Here is a 16249-nt window from a genome sequence, read left to right as displayed (position 1 = left end):
GACGCCCATGTCGGGCTCAGTCCTTGAAGCGGCGACTGCCCAGGATCAGTCCGAACAGCAGCAATGCGAGCAGACCGAAGGCGAACGTCAACGATCCATAGTGAGCGATCACACCGATCATGGCCGGGCCGGCGAGCACGCCAGCGAAGCCGATCGTCGTCGCTGCGGTGACGGCCTGATGGACCGGCATGCTGTGCTGCCGGCTCAGGGATGAGATCAGCACCGGCGAGACGTTCGCGCAGCCCAGCCCGCACAGGCCGTAGCCGAGCAGGGCGAGGCCCCAATGATCGGTCAGGATGCTGAGACCGATGCCGATCCCTGCCAGCAGGCCGCCAAAGCCGATCACGCGGGCGGTTCCCAGGCTGTTCACGACCGGTGCACCGGCGAAACGACCGATCGTCACCATCAACGCAAAGCTTGCATAGCCCAGGCCGCCCTTTGCGGTTTCCAGCGCCTTGTGCTCGGTGAGGTACAGGGCGCTCCAGTCAAGCACCGCCCCCTCGGCCAGGTAGACGATGAAGCACAGTGCGCCGACCAGCAGCACCACTCCGGTAGGACGAATAAAGGCGACCCCTCCGCCTGGCGCCTTGTCCCGGAGAAACCCGGCGGCTACGGCAAGGATTGCCAGCGCGATCACGGCGATCATCAGCAGGGTCCCGGTTGCCGGTGCGAGACCCAGCGTCAAGGCACCGGTCAGGGCCAGCGCACCGCAGATGGAGCCCAGGCTGAACATCCCGTGGAAATTCGACATATGGCGCTTGCCAGTGTCTCGTTCGATCAACACGCCCTGGATGTTGAGCACCACGTCGATGACGCCCAGGCTGCCCCCGAAACAGAACAGGGCCAGGGCGAGCATCCAGATCGATTCGGTGAGCGCCATCCCGCCCAGCGCGACAAGCAGCAGCACCACGCTGGACAGCACGACCGGGCGGATGCCGCAGCGAGTGACCAGCAATCCGGACAGGGGCATCCATGTCAGCGACCCGACGCCGATACACAGCAGCAGTGTGCCGAACAGCGCATCGCTCATCTCGATGCGCTCGCGCACATAGGGCACCAGCGGCGCCCAGACCGAAAGGCCGAACCCGGCCATGAAAAAACCGACCCGAGTCGCGCGGCGGGCAACGGGCGATGTGGCATCGATGCAAAGTGGCGCCGCCGACATTCGCGGGTGTCCTTGATCAGCAGGGATGAACGCCGGCGCTGGCGCGCGCAACGGCGGTGTGCAACGCCATTGTGTCAAATTAAACAGCGTGCCGGGCGTGCCCAGCGGGGTGCGCGCGCATGGTAATCTTCGCCTTTGCCAGAAACGCGGTCCGGAGCGGTACATGAAGTTCATTCACCAGCGCGAACACCTCAACGAAGACGACTTCGTAGTCATCGAATGCTCGCAGCCCTGCAACATCCGTCTGATGAACGACAAGAATTTCCGCAGCTTCAAGAACGGTGGCCGCCATGCCTATCACGGCGGCGCGTTCGACAAATTTCCCGCGAAGATCAAGGTGCCCAATACGGGGTTCTGGAACATCACCATCGACACGGTGACGCGCAAGGCCATCAGCGTCACCCGCAAGCCGACGCTTACGCACTCGATCAAAATCGTCCGCAACTCGCCCTCAGAACTGAGATAGACCCCGAGCGGTGTCAGCTGAAGCGTTTGACTCCGCTATCAAGCGTTTCGGCAAGCCTCTTCAGCTCGCGAGCGGTGCCGGCAAGCTCGGCACCCGCGCTGCGGTTCGCCGCGTTGTCCTGGGCAATCGATTGGAGGTTCTGGCTCAGGAGCGAAGCTGTGGAGCTCTGCTCATGGGTTGCCCGGGCGATATCAGCGATCTGATCCAGCGTGCTGACCGCCTGGTTTTCGATCATCGACAGCGCGTCGCCAACCGTCTGGTTGAGCGTCAGTCCGTCCTGCATGAGGCGATTGCCTCCTGCGATAGCCGTCATGGCGCGCGACGTTTCTTCCTGCACGGCGCTTATCATCTCCGAAATCTCGCGCGTGGCCTGACTGGTTCGCGCCGCGAGACTGCGCACTTCGTCCGCGACGACCGCGAAGCCGCGGCCTTGTTCGCCGGCGCGCGCCGCTTCGATGGCGGCATTGAGCGCCAGCAGGTTGGTCTGTTCCGCGATGCCGCTGATGACTCCGATAATGCCGCCGATCTGTTGGGACCGTTCTCCAAGCCCATTGACCACGTCACCGGTCGTGCCCAGGGAACGCGCGATCTGCGACAGCGCATCCGAAGCCGCTCGCATCGACTCGGTGCCCCGGCGCGTTTGTGCCACGTTCTCGGTGGTCAGCTGTTCGGTCCTCTGCATGCTGTCGGCAATGCTCTGTGCCGTGGCGCTGAATTCTTCGATGGCGCTGACCATTGTGTCGATCTGCGACGACTGCTCGGCGGAACGGTGCTCGGTTCCGGCAGCCAGCGTGTTCAATTGATCGGCGCGGCGCGTTACGTCGGAAGACGAGTCACGAACCTGCGAAACGGTCCCTCCCAGTGATTCGGCCATGCGGTTGAAGCTGGCAGACAGCAGGCCGATTTCATCCTTCCGATCGACCGCCATGCGCACGCTGAGACGCCCTTCGCCGAATGCTTGGGCTTGATCGACCAAACGACCCAGTGGGCGAAGCTTGTGTCGCAGCAGGACGATGGACGCCACGACGGCTAGCAACAGCGCAAGCACACTTCCGAACGCAAGACGGCCGCCTACGCTCCAGGCCAGTTCATCGATCTCGTGTTGGGGAAGCGTGGCGACAACCTGCCAGTCATCGCCTGGAACCGGCGCGACCATGCTCACGAATCTGCCGTTGCCCTGGCTCCACTGGAAGCCACCGGCCGCGTCGGATTGATCCGCCGCTCGGGTCAAGGCATCCAGGTCGGTGGCGCCTGCCGGTTCGACCAGCCATTGACCGCCCTCGTCGCGGACGGCGAGCGAACCTCCCTTGCCGATGCGGAACGCCGAAAGGCTGTCGAACTGGTCCCGCTGGGTGTCGGTGTAGTCGAACCCGACGTATAGCACTGCGATGACCGTTCCTGCCGCATCGCGAACCGGCGTGTACTGGTTCATATACTGGCGACCGAACAGGGTTGCGCGACCTACATAAGACTGCCCTTCAATGAGCCTGGAGTAACCGGGATGCTTGCGCTCGAGCAGGGTGCCAACGGCGCGCGAGCCGTCTTGTTTCTTGACTGAAGTGGTCACCCTGACGAAGTCGTCGCCGGTACGCGCGAAGAGTGTGGCTGCGCCGCCGGTCAGACTTGTGAATTCGTCGACCAAGGTAAAGGTGCCGTTCAGGCGCTCACCGTTCAAGTAGAGCGATGGCTCGGTCCCGCCACTGCTTGCGTCGAGGATCAGGCCCGATTCAAAACGACGCTCGAACAGTGTCGCCAGCCGCTGCGTACTGGTCTTCAGCGTGGCGTGGAACGTGGCAAGTTGGTCAGCCAGCAGTTTCGCTTCGCTGGCCAGGTGCTGGCGGTGCGCCTGGTCGGTCGAGTGGCTCAGTGAGCGAAGGGCAAACAGGCTGCTAGCGGTTATAACGACCGCAAGAATGGCCGAAAGCGCAATCCCAAGCTGCCCAGCAATACCAGGTCGGGTTCCAAACATCACTGACTCCAAACGATACACCCCGACTGTCCGGGAGTGGGCGGAGGTACTTCAAACAAGCACCGAGACGGTTATCGTCCGGGGTGCGGTGTACTTGAACGCCGCCGACGAACGTTGCTGACACCGTTCCGCTTGCTCTTAGCCCGTTTTTTGTGAGATCGGCGTGCCTGGCAGCTGCGCTGCATCGTGATCATCTGAGCCGTCCACAGCGCGCAACTGTCGCGCCGCAGCGACAACTCGACAGAGGCGTGTTCGATGCATCCGGCAAATGACGCGCTTTCGCCAGGGGCGCACCCGCGTCTTTAGCCGACCGAAACCATTCCTAGCCGTTCGCCCACGGCGTCATTCGTCGCCTCGCGTAGCTGAGGGTGGATAGCCGCTTGCCTTTCGCGTTCTGTTTATTTAGCTTCACATAAAGATTCTTTTTGTGGAGATATCAGTGCGCAAGCTCGAGGCTGGCGATCATGTCGATGGCGTGCTCGCTCAATGGCGAAACGTGCGACCTGAGGATGACTGTTCACCGATGGCGATATTCGCGCGGGTCTATCGGTTGTCTAAATACCTTAACCGCCGCGTTGCCGCGGTGTTTCGCAAGCATGGCCTGCATGACGGTGAGTTCGACCTGCTCGCCACGCTTTATCGCAGCGGTCAGCCGAGTGGGCTGACGCCGAACGCGCTGCGTCACGCCGCGGTGCTCAGCTCGGGGGCGATGACCCATCGTCTCGACCGGCTGGAAGCGGCGGGGCTGGTTCAGCGTGTCGCCAACCCGGAGGATCGTCGCAGCCTTCTGATACGCCTCAGCGATGAAGGCCGGGCCGTGCTGCTGGGCTGCCTCGATGAGTACCTGGCGACCCTGCATCGCATGCAGGCGCCGCTTGATCGGGCGCAAAAGCAGGCGCTGGCCAATGGGCTTCGCACGCTGCTCCTGGTCCTGGAGGAGCAGGGCGATGAATGAACCCAGGCGTGGCGTCACCCGTGCGCACCTGGGCATGTTGCTTTGGGCGCTCTTCGTCGGCTTGTCCTTTCCCGCCGTAGGGTTGATGAGTGAAGGTTTACCCCCGCTGTTATTGACGGCCATCCGTTTCAGCATCGCTGCGCTGGTATTGCTGCCGCTGCTCTGGCGGCACGAGGCGCGCTGGCCAAGCTGGCCAGGATTGCTGCTGTACGCACTGATGGGCCTGAGTCTGGCTGGTTTCTTCGGCACCATGTTCTGGGCGGCGCATCGCATCAGCGCCCTGTCGATGGCGACCTTGTTCGTCAGCGTGCCGCTGCTGGCTTATTGCATCGGCCGTGGGTTGGGGGTAGAGCAACCCGCCGGGCGGCTGTTGGCGATTCTCGCGTTGGGCGCGTTCGGCGCGTTGGGCCTGGCGGTGGCGGAAAACAACGGCGACCTTGGCGAACTGAAGCTTGGCCGTGGCGAGCTGGCGTTCTTCTTCGGCTGTGTGGCGTCGGCGTTGTATCCGGTATTAAGCAAGTGGGGCCTGCATCGCGGCGTACTGGCCCGGGAGGCCGGATTGCGAACCTTCTGGAGTCTGCTGATCGGCGCGCTGCTGATCGGCTTGCTGGGGCTGGTCTGGGAGCAGCCGTCGGCGCTGTTGCGGATGGACCTGCGAGACGTGACGCTGGTTGTCTATCTGGGTGTATTTTCCAGCGCAATGACCTTCTTTTTGCAGCAGCGGGCCACGGCAGTGCTCACGCCGGGTGCGGTGACCGCGTATAGCTATCTGGTGCCGTTCGTGTCGATGGTGCTGCTGTTCATTGCGCAGCCGCAACGAATCGGCTGGCAATGGCTGCCCGGCAGCGTAATGGTACTGCTGGCCATTGCACTGCTGCTGCGTCGGGGAGAAAGTCCGAAGTGATGCCTGTCAGTCGTCATCGGCGTTTGCGCTGATTGCGCCAAGACACCTGATGCGTGTTTGCGTGGCAGCGCCAAGCGCCCAGGACTGTTCGTCGGCGTAATAGACCGCTTCCATCACCTCGTTGTAGCTGAACGCCCAGTGGCGCCGTTCACGACCGTCGAGCAGTTCGATGCGGACAACGGTCTCGTCGCTGGCGAACGGCTCGCCCGCGAGCGCGGCGGCTTCGGCACGGTCGAGCAGTTCTTCATCAAGGCTGAATTGCCAGGCATGCAGCCCGTCGACTTCGAGCATGTCGGCGGTTTCTAGTTCATCGAGCAGGTAGCGGGTTTCGGTAGGCATTGCTGGCTTCGTGTTTGGCTTGGAGTGGGCAAGGCGCATGACCGCGACGCCTGTCCGGCGCGCGGTCATGTTCGGCTCAGTTATCGTAACCGAGGTTGGGCATCAGCCAGCGTTCGGTCACGGCCAGCGCCTGTCCCTTGCGCTTGCTGTAGCTTTCGACCTGATCCTTGTCGATCTTGCCGACCGCGAAGTACTGCGCCTTGGGATGGGCGAAGTACCAGCCACTGACCGCCGCGGTGGGCAGCATGGCGAAGTGTTCGGTCAGGGTTACCTGGCTGGCACCATCGGCATCGAGCAACGCGAACAGCGTGGCTTTCTCGGTGTGATCGGGGCACGCTGGGTAGCCGGGAGCAGGGCGGATGCCCTTGTATTGCTCCTTGATCAGCTCTTCGTTGCTCAGCTGCTCCTCGGGATCGTAACCCCACCAGTGCTTGCGCACCTGCTGATGCAACCATTCGGCGCAGGCTTCGGCCAGACGATCGGCCAGTGCCTTGACCATGATCGAGTTGTAGTCGTCGCCCGCGTCCTGGTAGGCCCTGGCGACTTCTTCGGCGCCGATGCCGGCGGTGGTGATGAAACCACCGACGTAATCGGTGACGCCGCTGCCTTTCGGTGCGACGAAGTCGGCGAGGGAGAAGTTTGGCTTGCCGTCGGTCTTCACGGTCTGCTGGCGCAGATGATGCAGTCGGGCCAGCGGCGCGCCATCGTCGCCGTACACTTCAAGGTCGTCCTCGTCGACCTGATTGGCGGGCCAGAAGCCGAATACCGCGCGGGCCTTGATGAGCTTTTCATCGATCAGTTTGTTCAGCATCGCCTGTGCATCGCTGAACAGTGCCGTGGCGGCTTCACCCACGACCTCATCTTCAAGGATGCGCGGGTATTTGCCGGCCAGGTCCCAGGAGATAAAGAACGGCGTCCAGTCGATGTAATCGACCAGCGTGCGCAGATCGATGTCCTCCAGCACCTTGCGTCCGGTGAAGCTCGGTTTGACCGGCGAGTAATCGCTCCAATCGAACGTGGGCTTGACCGCAATGGCCTCAGCGTAAGTGAGACGCTCGGTACGTGCGCTGCGGTTGGCGGTGCGTTCGCGGATCATCGCGTACTCTTCGCGGGTTTTCTCGACGAACGCCGGCTTGAGTTCCTTGGACAGCAGTGTGGTGGCGACACCGACCGCGCGCGAGGCGTCGGTCACGTAGACCACCGCGTCGTTCTTGTAATGCGGATCGATCTTGACCGCCGTATGCGCCTTCGACGTGGTCGCGCCGCCGATCATCAACGGCAGATGGAAATCCTGGCGCTGCATCTCCCGCGCCACGTGGACCATCTCGTCGAGCGACGGGGTGATCAGGCCGGACAGGCCGATGATGTCGCACTTCTCGGCGATGGCGGTCTGCAGAATCTTTTCAGCCGGGACCATCACGCCCATGTCGACGACATCGTAGCCGTTGCAGCCAAGGACCACGCCGACGATGTTCTTGCCGATGTCATGGACGTCGCCCTTGACGGTGGCCATCAGGATCTTGCCCTTGGCTTCGGGCTTGTCCCCTTTTTCGGCTTCGATAAAGGGGATCAGGTGCGCCACCGCCTGCTTCATCACACGGGCCGATTTGACCACCTGCGGGAGAAACATCTTGCCCGAGCCGAACAGGTCGCCGACCACGTTCATGCCGGCCATCAGCGGACCTTCGATGACCTCGATGGGGCGCGCGCATTGCTGGCGGAACTCTTCGGTGTCCTGGACGATGTGCGTGGTGATGCCCTTGACCAGCGCGTGCTCCAGACGCTTCTCGACGCTGTAGCCGCGCCATTCCTCGGTTTCCGCTTCCTTGACGCTGCCGTCGCCCTTGAATTCATCGGCGATGGCCAGCAGCGCTTCGGTGCCATTGGGCGTGCGGTTGAGTACCACGTCCTCGACCGCGTCGCGCAGCTTCTTCGGGATTTCGTCGTAGATTTCCAGTTGGCCGGCATTGACGATGCCCATGGTCAGGCCGTTCTGGATGGCGTAGTAGAGGAACACCGAGTGGATCGCCTCGCGCACCGGATTGTTGCCTCGGAACGAGAAGGACACGTTGGATACGCCGCCCGAAGTCAGTGCGTAGGGCAGGTTGTCGCGGATATAGGCGCAGGCTTCGATGAAGTCCACGGCGTAGTTGTTGTGCTCTTCGATGCCGGTGGCGACGGCGAAAATGTTCGGGTCGAAGATGATGTCTTCCGGCGCGAAGCCGACTTCATCGACCAGGATGTCGTAGGAGCGCTGGCAGATTTCGCGCTTGCGCGCGGCGGTATCGGCCTGGCCGGCTTCGTCGAATGCCATGACCACCACCGCCGCGCCGTAACGCTTGCACAGCCGAGCATGGTGCTTGAACGCCTCGACGCCTTCCTTCATGGAGATCGAGTTGACGATGCCCTTGCCCTGGATGCACTTGAGGCCCGCTTCGATCACTTCCCACTTGGAGGAGTCGATCATGATCGGTACGCGCGAAATATCCGGTTCGCCGGCGATCAGATTGAGGAAGGTCACCATGGCCTTCTTCGAATCCAGCATGCCCTCGTCCATGTTGATGTCGATCACCTGAGCGCCGGCTTCGACCTGTTGCAGGGCGACTTCCAGGGCCTCGGTGTAGTTTTCCTCGCGGATCAGACGGGCAAATTTCGCCGAACCGGTGATGTTGGTCCGCTCGCCGACGTTGACGAACAGGGAGTTGCGATCGATCGTGAAGGGCTCGAGGCCCGACAGGCGGCAGGCTTTGGGAATATCCGGGATGGCGCGCGGTGCGTACTTGGCGACGGCCTTGGCGATTGCCTCGATGTGAGCCGGGGTGGTACCGCAACAACCGCCAACGATGTTGAGAAAACCGCTGGCGGCGAACTCCTCGACGACCCGGGCCATTTCCGCCGGGCTTTCATCGTACTCGCCGAATGCGTTCGGCAAGCCGGCGTTGGGGTGCGCCGAGACATGGGTGTCGGCCTTGTTCGACAGCTCCTCAAGGTAGGGCCGCAGTTCCTTGGCGCCCAGTGCACAGTTGAGCCCGACCGAGATCGGCTTGGCATGGCGAACCGAGTTCCAGAACGCCTCGGTGGTCTGCCCGGAGAGCGTGCGGCCCGAGGCATCGGTGATGGTGCCGGAAATCATGATTGGCAGCTCGAAGCCAAGGTCCTCGAACACGCCCTGCACGGCGAAAATCGCCGCTTTGGCATTGAGTGTGTCGAAGATGGTTTCGATCAGGATCAGGTCCGCGCCGCCTTCGATCAGGCCGCGGGTGGCTTCGGTGTAGTTATCCACCAACTCGTCGAAGGTGACGTTGCGGTAGCCGGGGTTGTTCACGTCGGGCGACAGCGAGCAGGTGCGGCTGGTCGGGCCGAGCACCCCGGCGACGAAGCGCGGACGGTCCGGCGTCTCGGCGGTCTTGGCGTCGGCGGCCTGGCGCGCGAGGCGGGCGCCTTCGACATTCAGTTCGTACACCAGCGCTTCCATGCCGTAATCGGCCTGGGAAACACGGGTCGCGTTGAAGGTATTGGTTTCGACGATATCGGCACCGGCGTCGAAGTAGGCTTTCTCGATGGCGCTGATGGCGTCCGGGCGCGTCAGGATCAGCAGGTCGTTATTGCCTTTGAGGTCCTGCGGCCAATCGGCGAAGCGTTCACCGCGATAGTCGGACTCGTCCAGTTTGTAGCTCTGGATCATGGTGCCCATGCCGCCGTCGAGAATCAGGATACGCTCCTTGAGGGCTTGCTGGAGTGCCTGGAGACGGGCGTTGCGGTCGAACATGGGGGACTACCTGAAGCTGGTTGCGAGGACCGCGCATAATAGCAAAGCTGCATGCTTTTTGATCGTTCGCGCGTTTGTATGAATTTAGTTCATGTTCGTCGGGTCGCTCGAAGCTCGCCGTGCGAACGGACATGGGGCGCTGCGAGGCGGGCCAGCGCTCGCGCGACGGCGGCGCGAAGGGTCACGTTCGCCCTGGCCGGACAGGTTGGTTAGTATGCCGGTCTGATCCTTTGGAGCATGGGCATGAGCTGTCGTGGTCTGCTAGCAGTGCTGATGGTGTCGGTGTGGGGCGTGGCCTGGGGCGAGCCGTTGTCTTACCAGCGCGACATACAGCCGATCTTCACGGCCAAATGCGTCGCCTGCCACGCGTGTTACGACTCGCCTTGCCAGCTCAATCTGGGCAGCGGCGAAGGCGCATTGCGAGGCGCCAACAAGCTTCCGGTCTATGACGGGACGCGGACCGAGGCCCAGCCTACGACACGTCTTTATCTGGATGCGCACGGCGAGGCAGCCTGGCGTCGGAAAGAGTTTCACTCGGTGCTCGATGCCGGCGCCGGCCAGGCGGCGCTGATGTCGCGCATGCTGGAGCTTGGGCGCAGTCAGCCGCTGGCCGCCAACCGCAAGCTGCCAGAGGGTCTGGACATAGGCCTCGATCGTGTAAACCGCTGCCCCTTGCCGAGCGAGTTCGAAACCTACGCGCGGGACAACGAGCATGCCGGTATGCCCTTCGCGGTGGCCGGTCTGGACGAGCGCGAATACACAACGCTGCAACGCTGGATCGAGCAGGGCGCGCGTGTCGACGAACGGCCAGTGCGGCCTTCGGTCGGCGAGGCGGCCCAGATCGCCCAGTGGGAGCAGATGCTCAACGCCAGCGGCATGCGCCAGGCGCTGGTCAGCCGCTGGCTCTATGAGCATCTGTTCATTGCCCATCTGTATTTCGATGAAGGACGGACGGGCCATTTTTTCCAACTGGTGCGCTCGCGGACCCCGACCGGCCAACCGGTCGACCCTATCGCCACGCGTGCGCCGAACCACGATCCTGGCACCGCGTTCTTCTACCGCATTCGTCCGATCGAGGGGGTGATCGTCCATAAGACCCACATCACCTATCCCTTGAGCCAGGCCAGGCTCGAACGCGTGCGCTCGCTGTTCTTCTCGAGCGACTGGCGTCTGGACACGCTGCCTGGATACGGCACCCAGCGCCGTGCCAACCCCTTCGAGACCTTCGAAGCGATACCGGCGCAAGCGCGTTATCAGTTTATGCTGGATAACGCCGAATATTTCGTGCGTACATTCATTCGCGGGCCGGTCTGTCGCGGCCAGATCGCCACTGACGTGATTCGCGATAATTTCTGGGTGCTGTTCCAGGACCCGCGGCATGATCTGTATCTCACCGACGCCACCTACCGCGCGAGTGCCACGCCGTTGTTGGCCATGCCTGGGCAGGCCGACGACATGGGTGAGCTTCTCAACTTCTGGAACACCTATCGGGAAAAACGAAACCGGTACGAGCAGTTGCGCTCGCAGGCCTACGCCGAGACGCCTGCAGAGTGGGCCGACATCTGGAGCGAAAACGATAACGCGCTGCTTACGGTGTTCCGCCAGCACGACAGTGCTTCGGTTCGCAAAGGGCTGATCGGTGAAATCCCACAGACGTTGTGGTGGATGGACTTTCCGCTGCTGGAGCGCACCTACTATCAACTGGTGGTCAATTTCGACGTCTATGGCAACGTGTCACACCAGGGGCAGACCAGGCTCTACTTCGACCTGATCCGCAACGGCGCCGAGGTAAACTTCCTGCGATTGCTGCCAGCCGATGCGCGGCAACCTATCCTCAACCAGTGGTACGAGAAGAGCGGCCAACTGAAACTCTGGTGGGCCTACACCGATGTCGACACCACGACGCCGTCGGCGCTCGGGGTTGAGCAGAACGATTCAAAGGGAGCGTTCGCCGAGCAACTGATCGAACGCCATGCGGCGATCAATGCCAGCCCGGATCGCATCAACCGCTGCCTGAACGGCCATTGCTATCGCGACGCAGCGCCCGCGCCGTTGCAACTGGCAGAGCAGGCGCTAAGCCGACTGACCAACCGGATCGCGGCGAGCCTGCCGGTCATCGATCGGTTGCCCGAAGCGACAGTTCTCAGGGTCGAATACGGTCAGGGTCAGCGTGAGATATACAGCCTGTTGCGCAATCGCGCCCATACGAACGTCGCGTTCATGTTCGGAGAGCAGCGCCGTTACCAGCCGCGACGCGATACCTTGACCGTGTATCCCGGCGTGCTGAGCAGCTATCCGAACTTCATGTTCAGCTTGTCGGCGGACGAGGTGCCAGCGTTTGTCGGTGCGTTGGAGCGTGCCCAGGACCAGGCGGCGTTCGACCGAGTCGTCGAACGCTGGGGCATCCGTCGCAGCCACCCGGACTTTTGGCGGCACTTCAACGACCTGGGCGCCTATCTATCGGAAACCGATCCGGTCGAGGCGGGGGTGCTCGACATGAACCGATATCAGAATCTATAGCCTCGATGTGTATTTCCTACTAAAACACTAGGACTTTATCCGGCGCAAGGGTTGGCGTACACTGCCGTCATGTCCGAGAGGAGTTCCCATGAGCGCGATTACCATTACCGAAGCTGCACACGATTACCTGGCCGATCTGCTCGAGAAGCAGAACACCACAGGCATCGGCATCCGGGTCTTCATCACTCAGCCCGGCACGCCTTATGCCGAAACCTGTATCGCCTATTGCAAGCCGGGTGAGGAAAAGCCGGACGACGTTGCCATCGCACTGAAGCGCTTCACCGCCTGGATCGATGCGGTCAGCGAGCCCTTCCTGGAAGATGCGCTGGTGGATTACGCCACTGACCGGATGGGTGGCCAATTGACCATCAAGGCGCCGAACGCCAAGGTGCCGATGGTCAACGAAGACAGTCCTCTGAACGAGCGCATCAATTATTACCTGCAGACCGAGATCAATCCCGGGCTTGCCAGCCATGGTGGCCAGGTCACGCTGATCGATGTGGTCGACGAAGGCGTGGCGGTCTTGCAGTTCGGTGGGGGTTGCCAAGGTTGCGGCCAGGCTGACGTCACGCTCAAGGAAGGGATCGAAAAGACCCTGCTGGAGCGCATTCCCGAGCTCAAGGGCGTACGCGACGTGACCGATCACACCAACCGCGAAAACGCCTATTACTAAGGCGATAACGGCCCGAACGGCGGCTGTTTCAGTCGCCTGACGGGCAAAGTGCCATTATAGTTTTGTGTCACTGCTCCCGGCGACCGTTTGCTGAGATAAGCTGTCCAGGTTTCTAAGACCTGGCGAGTGAGCGAGCGCTGCATGTCTGCCGTTTCCCTGTTGATTTGCGACGATTCGAAGCTGGCGCGCAAGCAATTGCTGCGTGCGCTGCCGGCTGCCTGGCCGCTGGATATTCATCAGGCAGCCAGCGGTGGCGAGGCGCTCGAACGCATCCGCCGAGGCGGTATCGATGTGCTGTTTCTGGACCTGACCATGCCGGGCATGGACGGCTACCAGGTACTCGCGGCGCTTCGCAACGAGCGGCTCGACTGCAAGGTCGTCGTGGTGTCGGCCGATATCCAGGAAGAGGCCGTTCGACGCGTGCTCGAACTGGGCGCGCTGGCGTTCGTTCGCAAGCCCGCCGATCCGCTGCATCTGCGGCAGACCTTGGGCAGTTTCGGATGGTTGGGCAGCGAATTTCCCGTAATGGGCGAAAGAGCTGCAGGGGTCGTTCCGTTTCGCGATGCATTCCGCGAGGTGGTCAATGTCGCGATGGGGCGTGCGGCCGCGCTGCTGGCAAAAGTGCTGGGCGTTTTCGTCCAGCTGCCCATCCCGACGGTGAATTTCTTCGGCGTGGGCGATCTGCACATGGCGCTGGTCGATGCTGCCCAGGGCGACAAGCTGACCGCCGTGTGCCAGGGATATATCGGCGGCGGGATCGCTGGCGAGGCGCTGCTGATCTTCCACGACTCGGAGGTTGCCGATATGGCACGTCTGATGCGCGCCGACGAGTATCTCGAACTGGAAATGCTGCTCGACCTGTCGAGTCTGCTGATCAGCGCATGCCTCAGCGGCATCGCCGATCAGATCGATGTGGTGTTTTCCCAGGGGCACCCGCAAGTGCTTGGCCAGCATGCCTCGATCGATGAGCTGATACGGCTCAATCGAGAGCGCTGGAAAAGCACCCTCGCGGTGGAAATCAGCTACAGCCTGGAAGGCCACGATGTCCATTTCGACCTATTGTTGCTGTTCACCGAGGACTCGGTTGAACCGCTGTCTCGCAAACTTGCACACCTGATGAATTGAGCATGTCGGACTCGATCGAGCTGAATGAACTTCACTGGCTGCTGGCCATCGTGCAGAGCATCGACGTTGGCGTCGTGGTGCTGGACCGCGAATATCGCGTCGACGTATGGAATACCTTCATGGAAAACCGCTCGGGGCGGATGCCGGAAGACGCCAGAAAACAATCGTTCTTCGAGCTCTTTCCTGAAGTCGACGAGCAGTGGTTCCGTCGCAAGGTGGAGAACGTCGCGACGCTCGGCACACCGTCCTTCACGATCTGGGAGCAGCGTCCCTACTTGTTGCGCTTCAAGAACTACCAGCCGATTACCGGCCTGGAAGATTTCATGTACCAGAACACCACGCTGATGCCGTTGAAGGGACTCAGCGGCAGTATCGAGCAGATATGCCTGATCATCTACGATGTCACCGACGTGGCCATCAACCGCCGCCAGCTCCAGACCGCCAATCAGGAGTTGCAACGGTTATCCAGCACCGACCGCCTGACCGGCCTGTTCAACCGTGGGCACTGGGAGGAGATGCTGCGCCAGGACTACGCCCGGCACCGGCGTTACGACCGCAACGCCGCGCTGGTGATGTTCGACATCGACCACTTCAAGCAGATCAATGACAATTATGGCCATCAGGCAGGCGATGCCGTTATCCAGCAGACCGCCGAACTCATTCGTCAGGGAATGCGAGACTCCGATATCGCGGGCCGCTATGGCGGCGAAGAATTCGTGGTGTTGTTGCCTGATACCGATAGCGAGGGTGCGGTCACGTTCGCGGAACGGTTGCGGCAGTCCATCGAGGCGCATGAGGTCATCCATGAAGGCCACCGCATCCGCTTTACGGTCAGTCTCGGCATTGCCGACCTCAGCCAGCCCACCGGTGGCTACACGCAACTGATCGAGCGGGCCGACAGCGCCATGTACGCCTCGAAATCGGCAGGCCGCAATCAGGTGTCGCTGTATCACTGACTGTGCCCATCAGGGGCGGTTGCGTTCGGTCAGGAACCTCAGCAGGGTGACTTCCTCGCTGCTCAGCCATTTTCGTTTCCGCGCCTTCGGCAGTTGCGCCAACTCGCCGCACGTGAATGCCTGCAATACATCCGGGTGGATGTAGCACTGGCGGCAGACGGTCGGGGTGTTGCCCAGCTGGCGCGATACGTGGGTGACCGTTTCGACCAGATTGCGACGGGCAACGGCTTCGGGCTGCCATTGACGCGCGCGAAGTTCGCTCAGCGCCAGCGCGCTACCGGCCCAGGTGCGATAGTCCTTGGCGGTGAAGTCGCCCCCGGTCAGGTCTTGAATGAATTGGTTGACGTCGCCTGAACCCACCGGGTGGCGCGCACCGTCTTCGTCCAGGTATTGGAACAGATGCTGCCCCGGCAGCTCCATGCAGCGGCGCAGGATGCGGGCCAATCGCTGATTTTTCAGCGTAACCTGATGTTCCACACCGCTTTTGCCGCGAAATTGAAAGCGGATCGCGGCGCCCCGTACGGCAACGTGTCGGGTGCGCAGCGTGGTCAGGCCGTAAGAACGGTTTTCCCGCGCGTAACGCGAGTTGCCGACGCGGATCAAGGTCGACTCGAGCAGTTGCACGACCAGCGCCATGACTTTCTCTCGCGGCATCCCGCGCAGTGCCAGATAGTCCTCCAGGCGGGCACGCAAACCGGGTAACGCGGCGCCGAACGCCAGAATGCGCTCGTACTTGTTGCTGTCGCGAATCTCGCGCCAACGCGGGTGATAGCGGTATTGCTTGCGACCTCGGGCGTCGCGCCCGGTGGCCTGCATGTGGCCCTGTGGATCGGGGCAGATCCAGACGTCGGTGTAGGCGGGAGGAATCGCCAGCTTGTTGATTCTGGAAATTTCCTCGGCATCGCGGATGCGCTCACCGTTCGGCAAGAAATAGGCGAACTTTTTCCTGATCACCCGACGGCTGATTCCCGGGCTGCGGTCGTCTACGTAGTGGAGATCGGCTGGAAGCGGGGGGCACAGCGCGGTACCGGTATCGGGACGCTCGTCCGCCGGCACCGGACGGATACCCTCGGCCAATGGCAGAGCAGTTTCGCCACCCTGATCGATCAGCATGTGAAACCCCTCATCGATGTTCCGGTAAGCGCGGGCGGGTCGCGCAGACGAGTGTGGTCTGCGCTGTCCCACTCCGGATGAGCCGCGCCTCGCAAGGCGCGAGTGTGGATTTAGGTCAGTCCTCGCGTTCCGGATTGTTACGCATCAACAGCCGTATCGCCGCCACCAACTCGTCGATCGCTTCCCGGTAGATGGCCGGGTCCGCCTTGGTTTCAGCGCTGTCAGCGAGCTTGCGTGCAGTGTCCAGATGGTCGTTTACCGAGGAATAGTCGCCTATCATGTGAACGCTCCTGAG

13 protein-coding genes are annotated in these 16249 nt (G+C 62.0%); 7 read left to right on the top strand and 6 right to left on the bottom strand.

The window, feature by feature from the left end:
* Nucleotides 1–16 precede the first annotated feature (16 nt).
* Complete coding sequence (locus GQA94_RS16265; protein ID WP_158189001.1) at nt 17–1165, bottom strand: MFS transporter; 1149 nt, start codon at nt 1163–1165, stop codon at nt 17–19.
* Between the two features lie 163 nt (nt 1166–1328).
* Here GQA94_RS16265 and GQA94_RS16260 point away from each other — a divergent pair, with 163 nt between their 5' ends.
* Entirely contained in the window at nt 1329–1631 is a 303-nt protein-coding gene (locus GQA94_RS16260; protein WP_158189000.1) for a DUF1883 domain-containing protein, read from the top strand.
* A 13-nt stretch (nt 1632–1644) separates the two neighbouring features.
* On the opposite strand, the gene GQA94_RS16255 is transcribed toward GQA94_RS16260, so the two are convergent.
* Nucleotides 1645–3600: a methyl-accepting chemotaxis protein gene (locus GQA94_RS16255; RefSeq protein ID WP_158188999.1), complete on the bottom strand. Its 1956-nt coding sequence runs from the start codon at nt 3598–3600 to the stop codon at nt 1645–1647.
* 439 nt (nt 3601–4039) lie between these two features.
* On the opposite strand from GQA94_RS16255, the gene GQA94_RS16250 reads away from it, so the two are divergent.
* The gene (locus tag GQA94_RS16250) at nt 4040–4555 is read left to right on the top strand and encodes a MarR family winged helix-turn-helix transcriptional regulator (protein ID WP_158188998.1); all 516 of its coding nucleotides are present in this window, start codon (nt 4040–4042) and stop codon (nt 4553–4555) included.
* Nucleotides 4548–5459 carry a DMT family transporter gene (locus tag GQA94_RS16245; RefSeq protein WP_233270173.1) on the top strand — a complete coding sequence of 304 codons (912 nt, stop codon included), beginning with the start codon at nt 4548–4550 and terminating at the stop codon, nt 5457–5459. Before GQA94_RS16250 ends, GQA94_RS16245 begins: the two co-directional genes overlap by 8 nt.
* Before the next feature lie 6 nt (nt 5460–5465).
* Here GQA94_RS16245 and GQA94_RS16240 read toward each other — a convergent pair whose 3' ends face one another.
* Together GQA94_RS16240 and metH are read right to left on the bottom strand one after the other, a co-directional pair.
* Entirely contained in the window at nt 5466–5798 is a 333-nt protein-coding gene (locus tag GQA94_RS16240; RefSeq protein WP_158188996.1) for a DUF5629 family protein, read from the bottom strand.
* Nucleotides 5799–5874: 76 nt separating this feature from the next.
* A complete protein-coding gene (gene metH, locus GQA94_RS16235) occupies nt 5875–9567 on the bottom strand; it encodes a methionine synthase (RefSeq protein ID WP_158188995.1) in 3693 nt (1230 codons plus the stop codon).
* Between the two features lie 243 nt (nt 9568–9810).
* Here metH and GQA94_RS16230 point away from each other — a divergent pair, with 243 nt between their 5' ends.
* From GQA94_RS16230 to GQA94_RS16215, 4 genes are all read left to right on the top strand, one after another.
* Nucleotides 9811–12087, top strand: a complete 2277-nt coding sequence (locus GQA94_RS16230) for a fatty acid cis/trans isomerase (RefSeq protein ID WP_158188994.1) — start codon at nt 9811–9813, stop codon at nt 12085–12087.
* An 88-nt stretch (nt 12088–12175) separates the two neighbouring features.
* Complete coding sequence (gene nfuA / locus GQA94_RS16225) at nt 12176–12760, top strand: Fe-S biogenesis protein NfuA (RefSeq protein WP_158188993.1); 585 nt, start codon at nt 12176–12178, stop codon at nt 12758–12760.
* Nucleotides 12761–12901: 141 nt separating this feature from the next.
* A complete protein-coding gene (locus GQA94_RS16220; RefSeq protein ID WP_158188992.1) occupies nt 12902–13885 on the top strand; it encodes a response regulator in 984 nt (327 codons plus the stop codon).
* A 2-nt stretch (nt 13886–13887) separates the two neighbouring features.
* Nucleotides 13888–14841, top strand: a complete 954-nt coding sequence (locus GQA94_RS16215; RefSeq protein ID WP_158188991.1) for a sensor domain-containing diguanylate cyclase — start codon at nt 13888–13890, stop codon at nt 14839–14841.
* Between the two features lie 9 nt (nt 14842–14850).
* Here GQA94_RS16215 and GQA94_RS16210 read toward each other — a convergent pair whose 3' ends face one another.
* Both GQA94_RS16210 and GQA94_RS23270 read right to left on the bottom strand, forming a co-directional pair.
* Entirely contained in the window at nt 14851–15954 is a 1104-nt protein-coding gene (locus GQA94_RS16210) for a DNA topoisomerase IB (RefSeq protein WP_158188990.1), read from the bottom strand.
* A gap of 115 nt (nt 15955–16069) precedes the next feature.
* On the bottom strand, nt 16070–16234 hold the full coding sequence (locus GQA94_RS23270; protein WP_199270057.1) for a hypothetical protein: 165 nt from the start codon (nt 16232–16234) through the stop codon (nt 16070–16072).
* Nucleotides 16235–16249: the final 15 nt, after the last annotated feature.

The organism is Stutzerimonas stutzeri (assembly GCF_009789555.1).
GTDB classification, from domain to species: Bacteria; Pseudomonadota; Gammaproteobacteria; order Pseudomonadales; family Pseudomonadaceae; genus Stutzerimonas; species Stutzerimonas stutzeri_R.
This window is presented reverse-complemented; position numbering and strand designations above follow the sequence as displayed.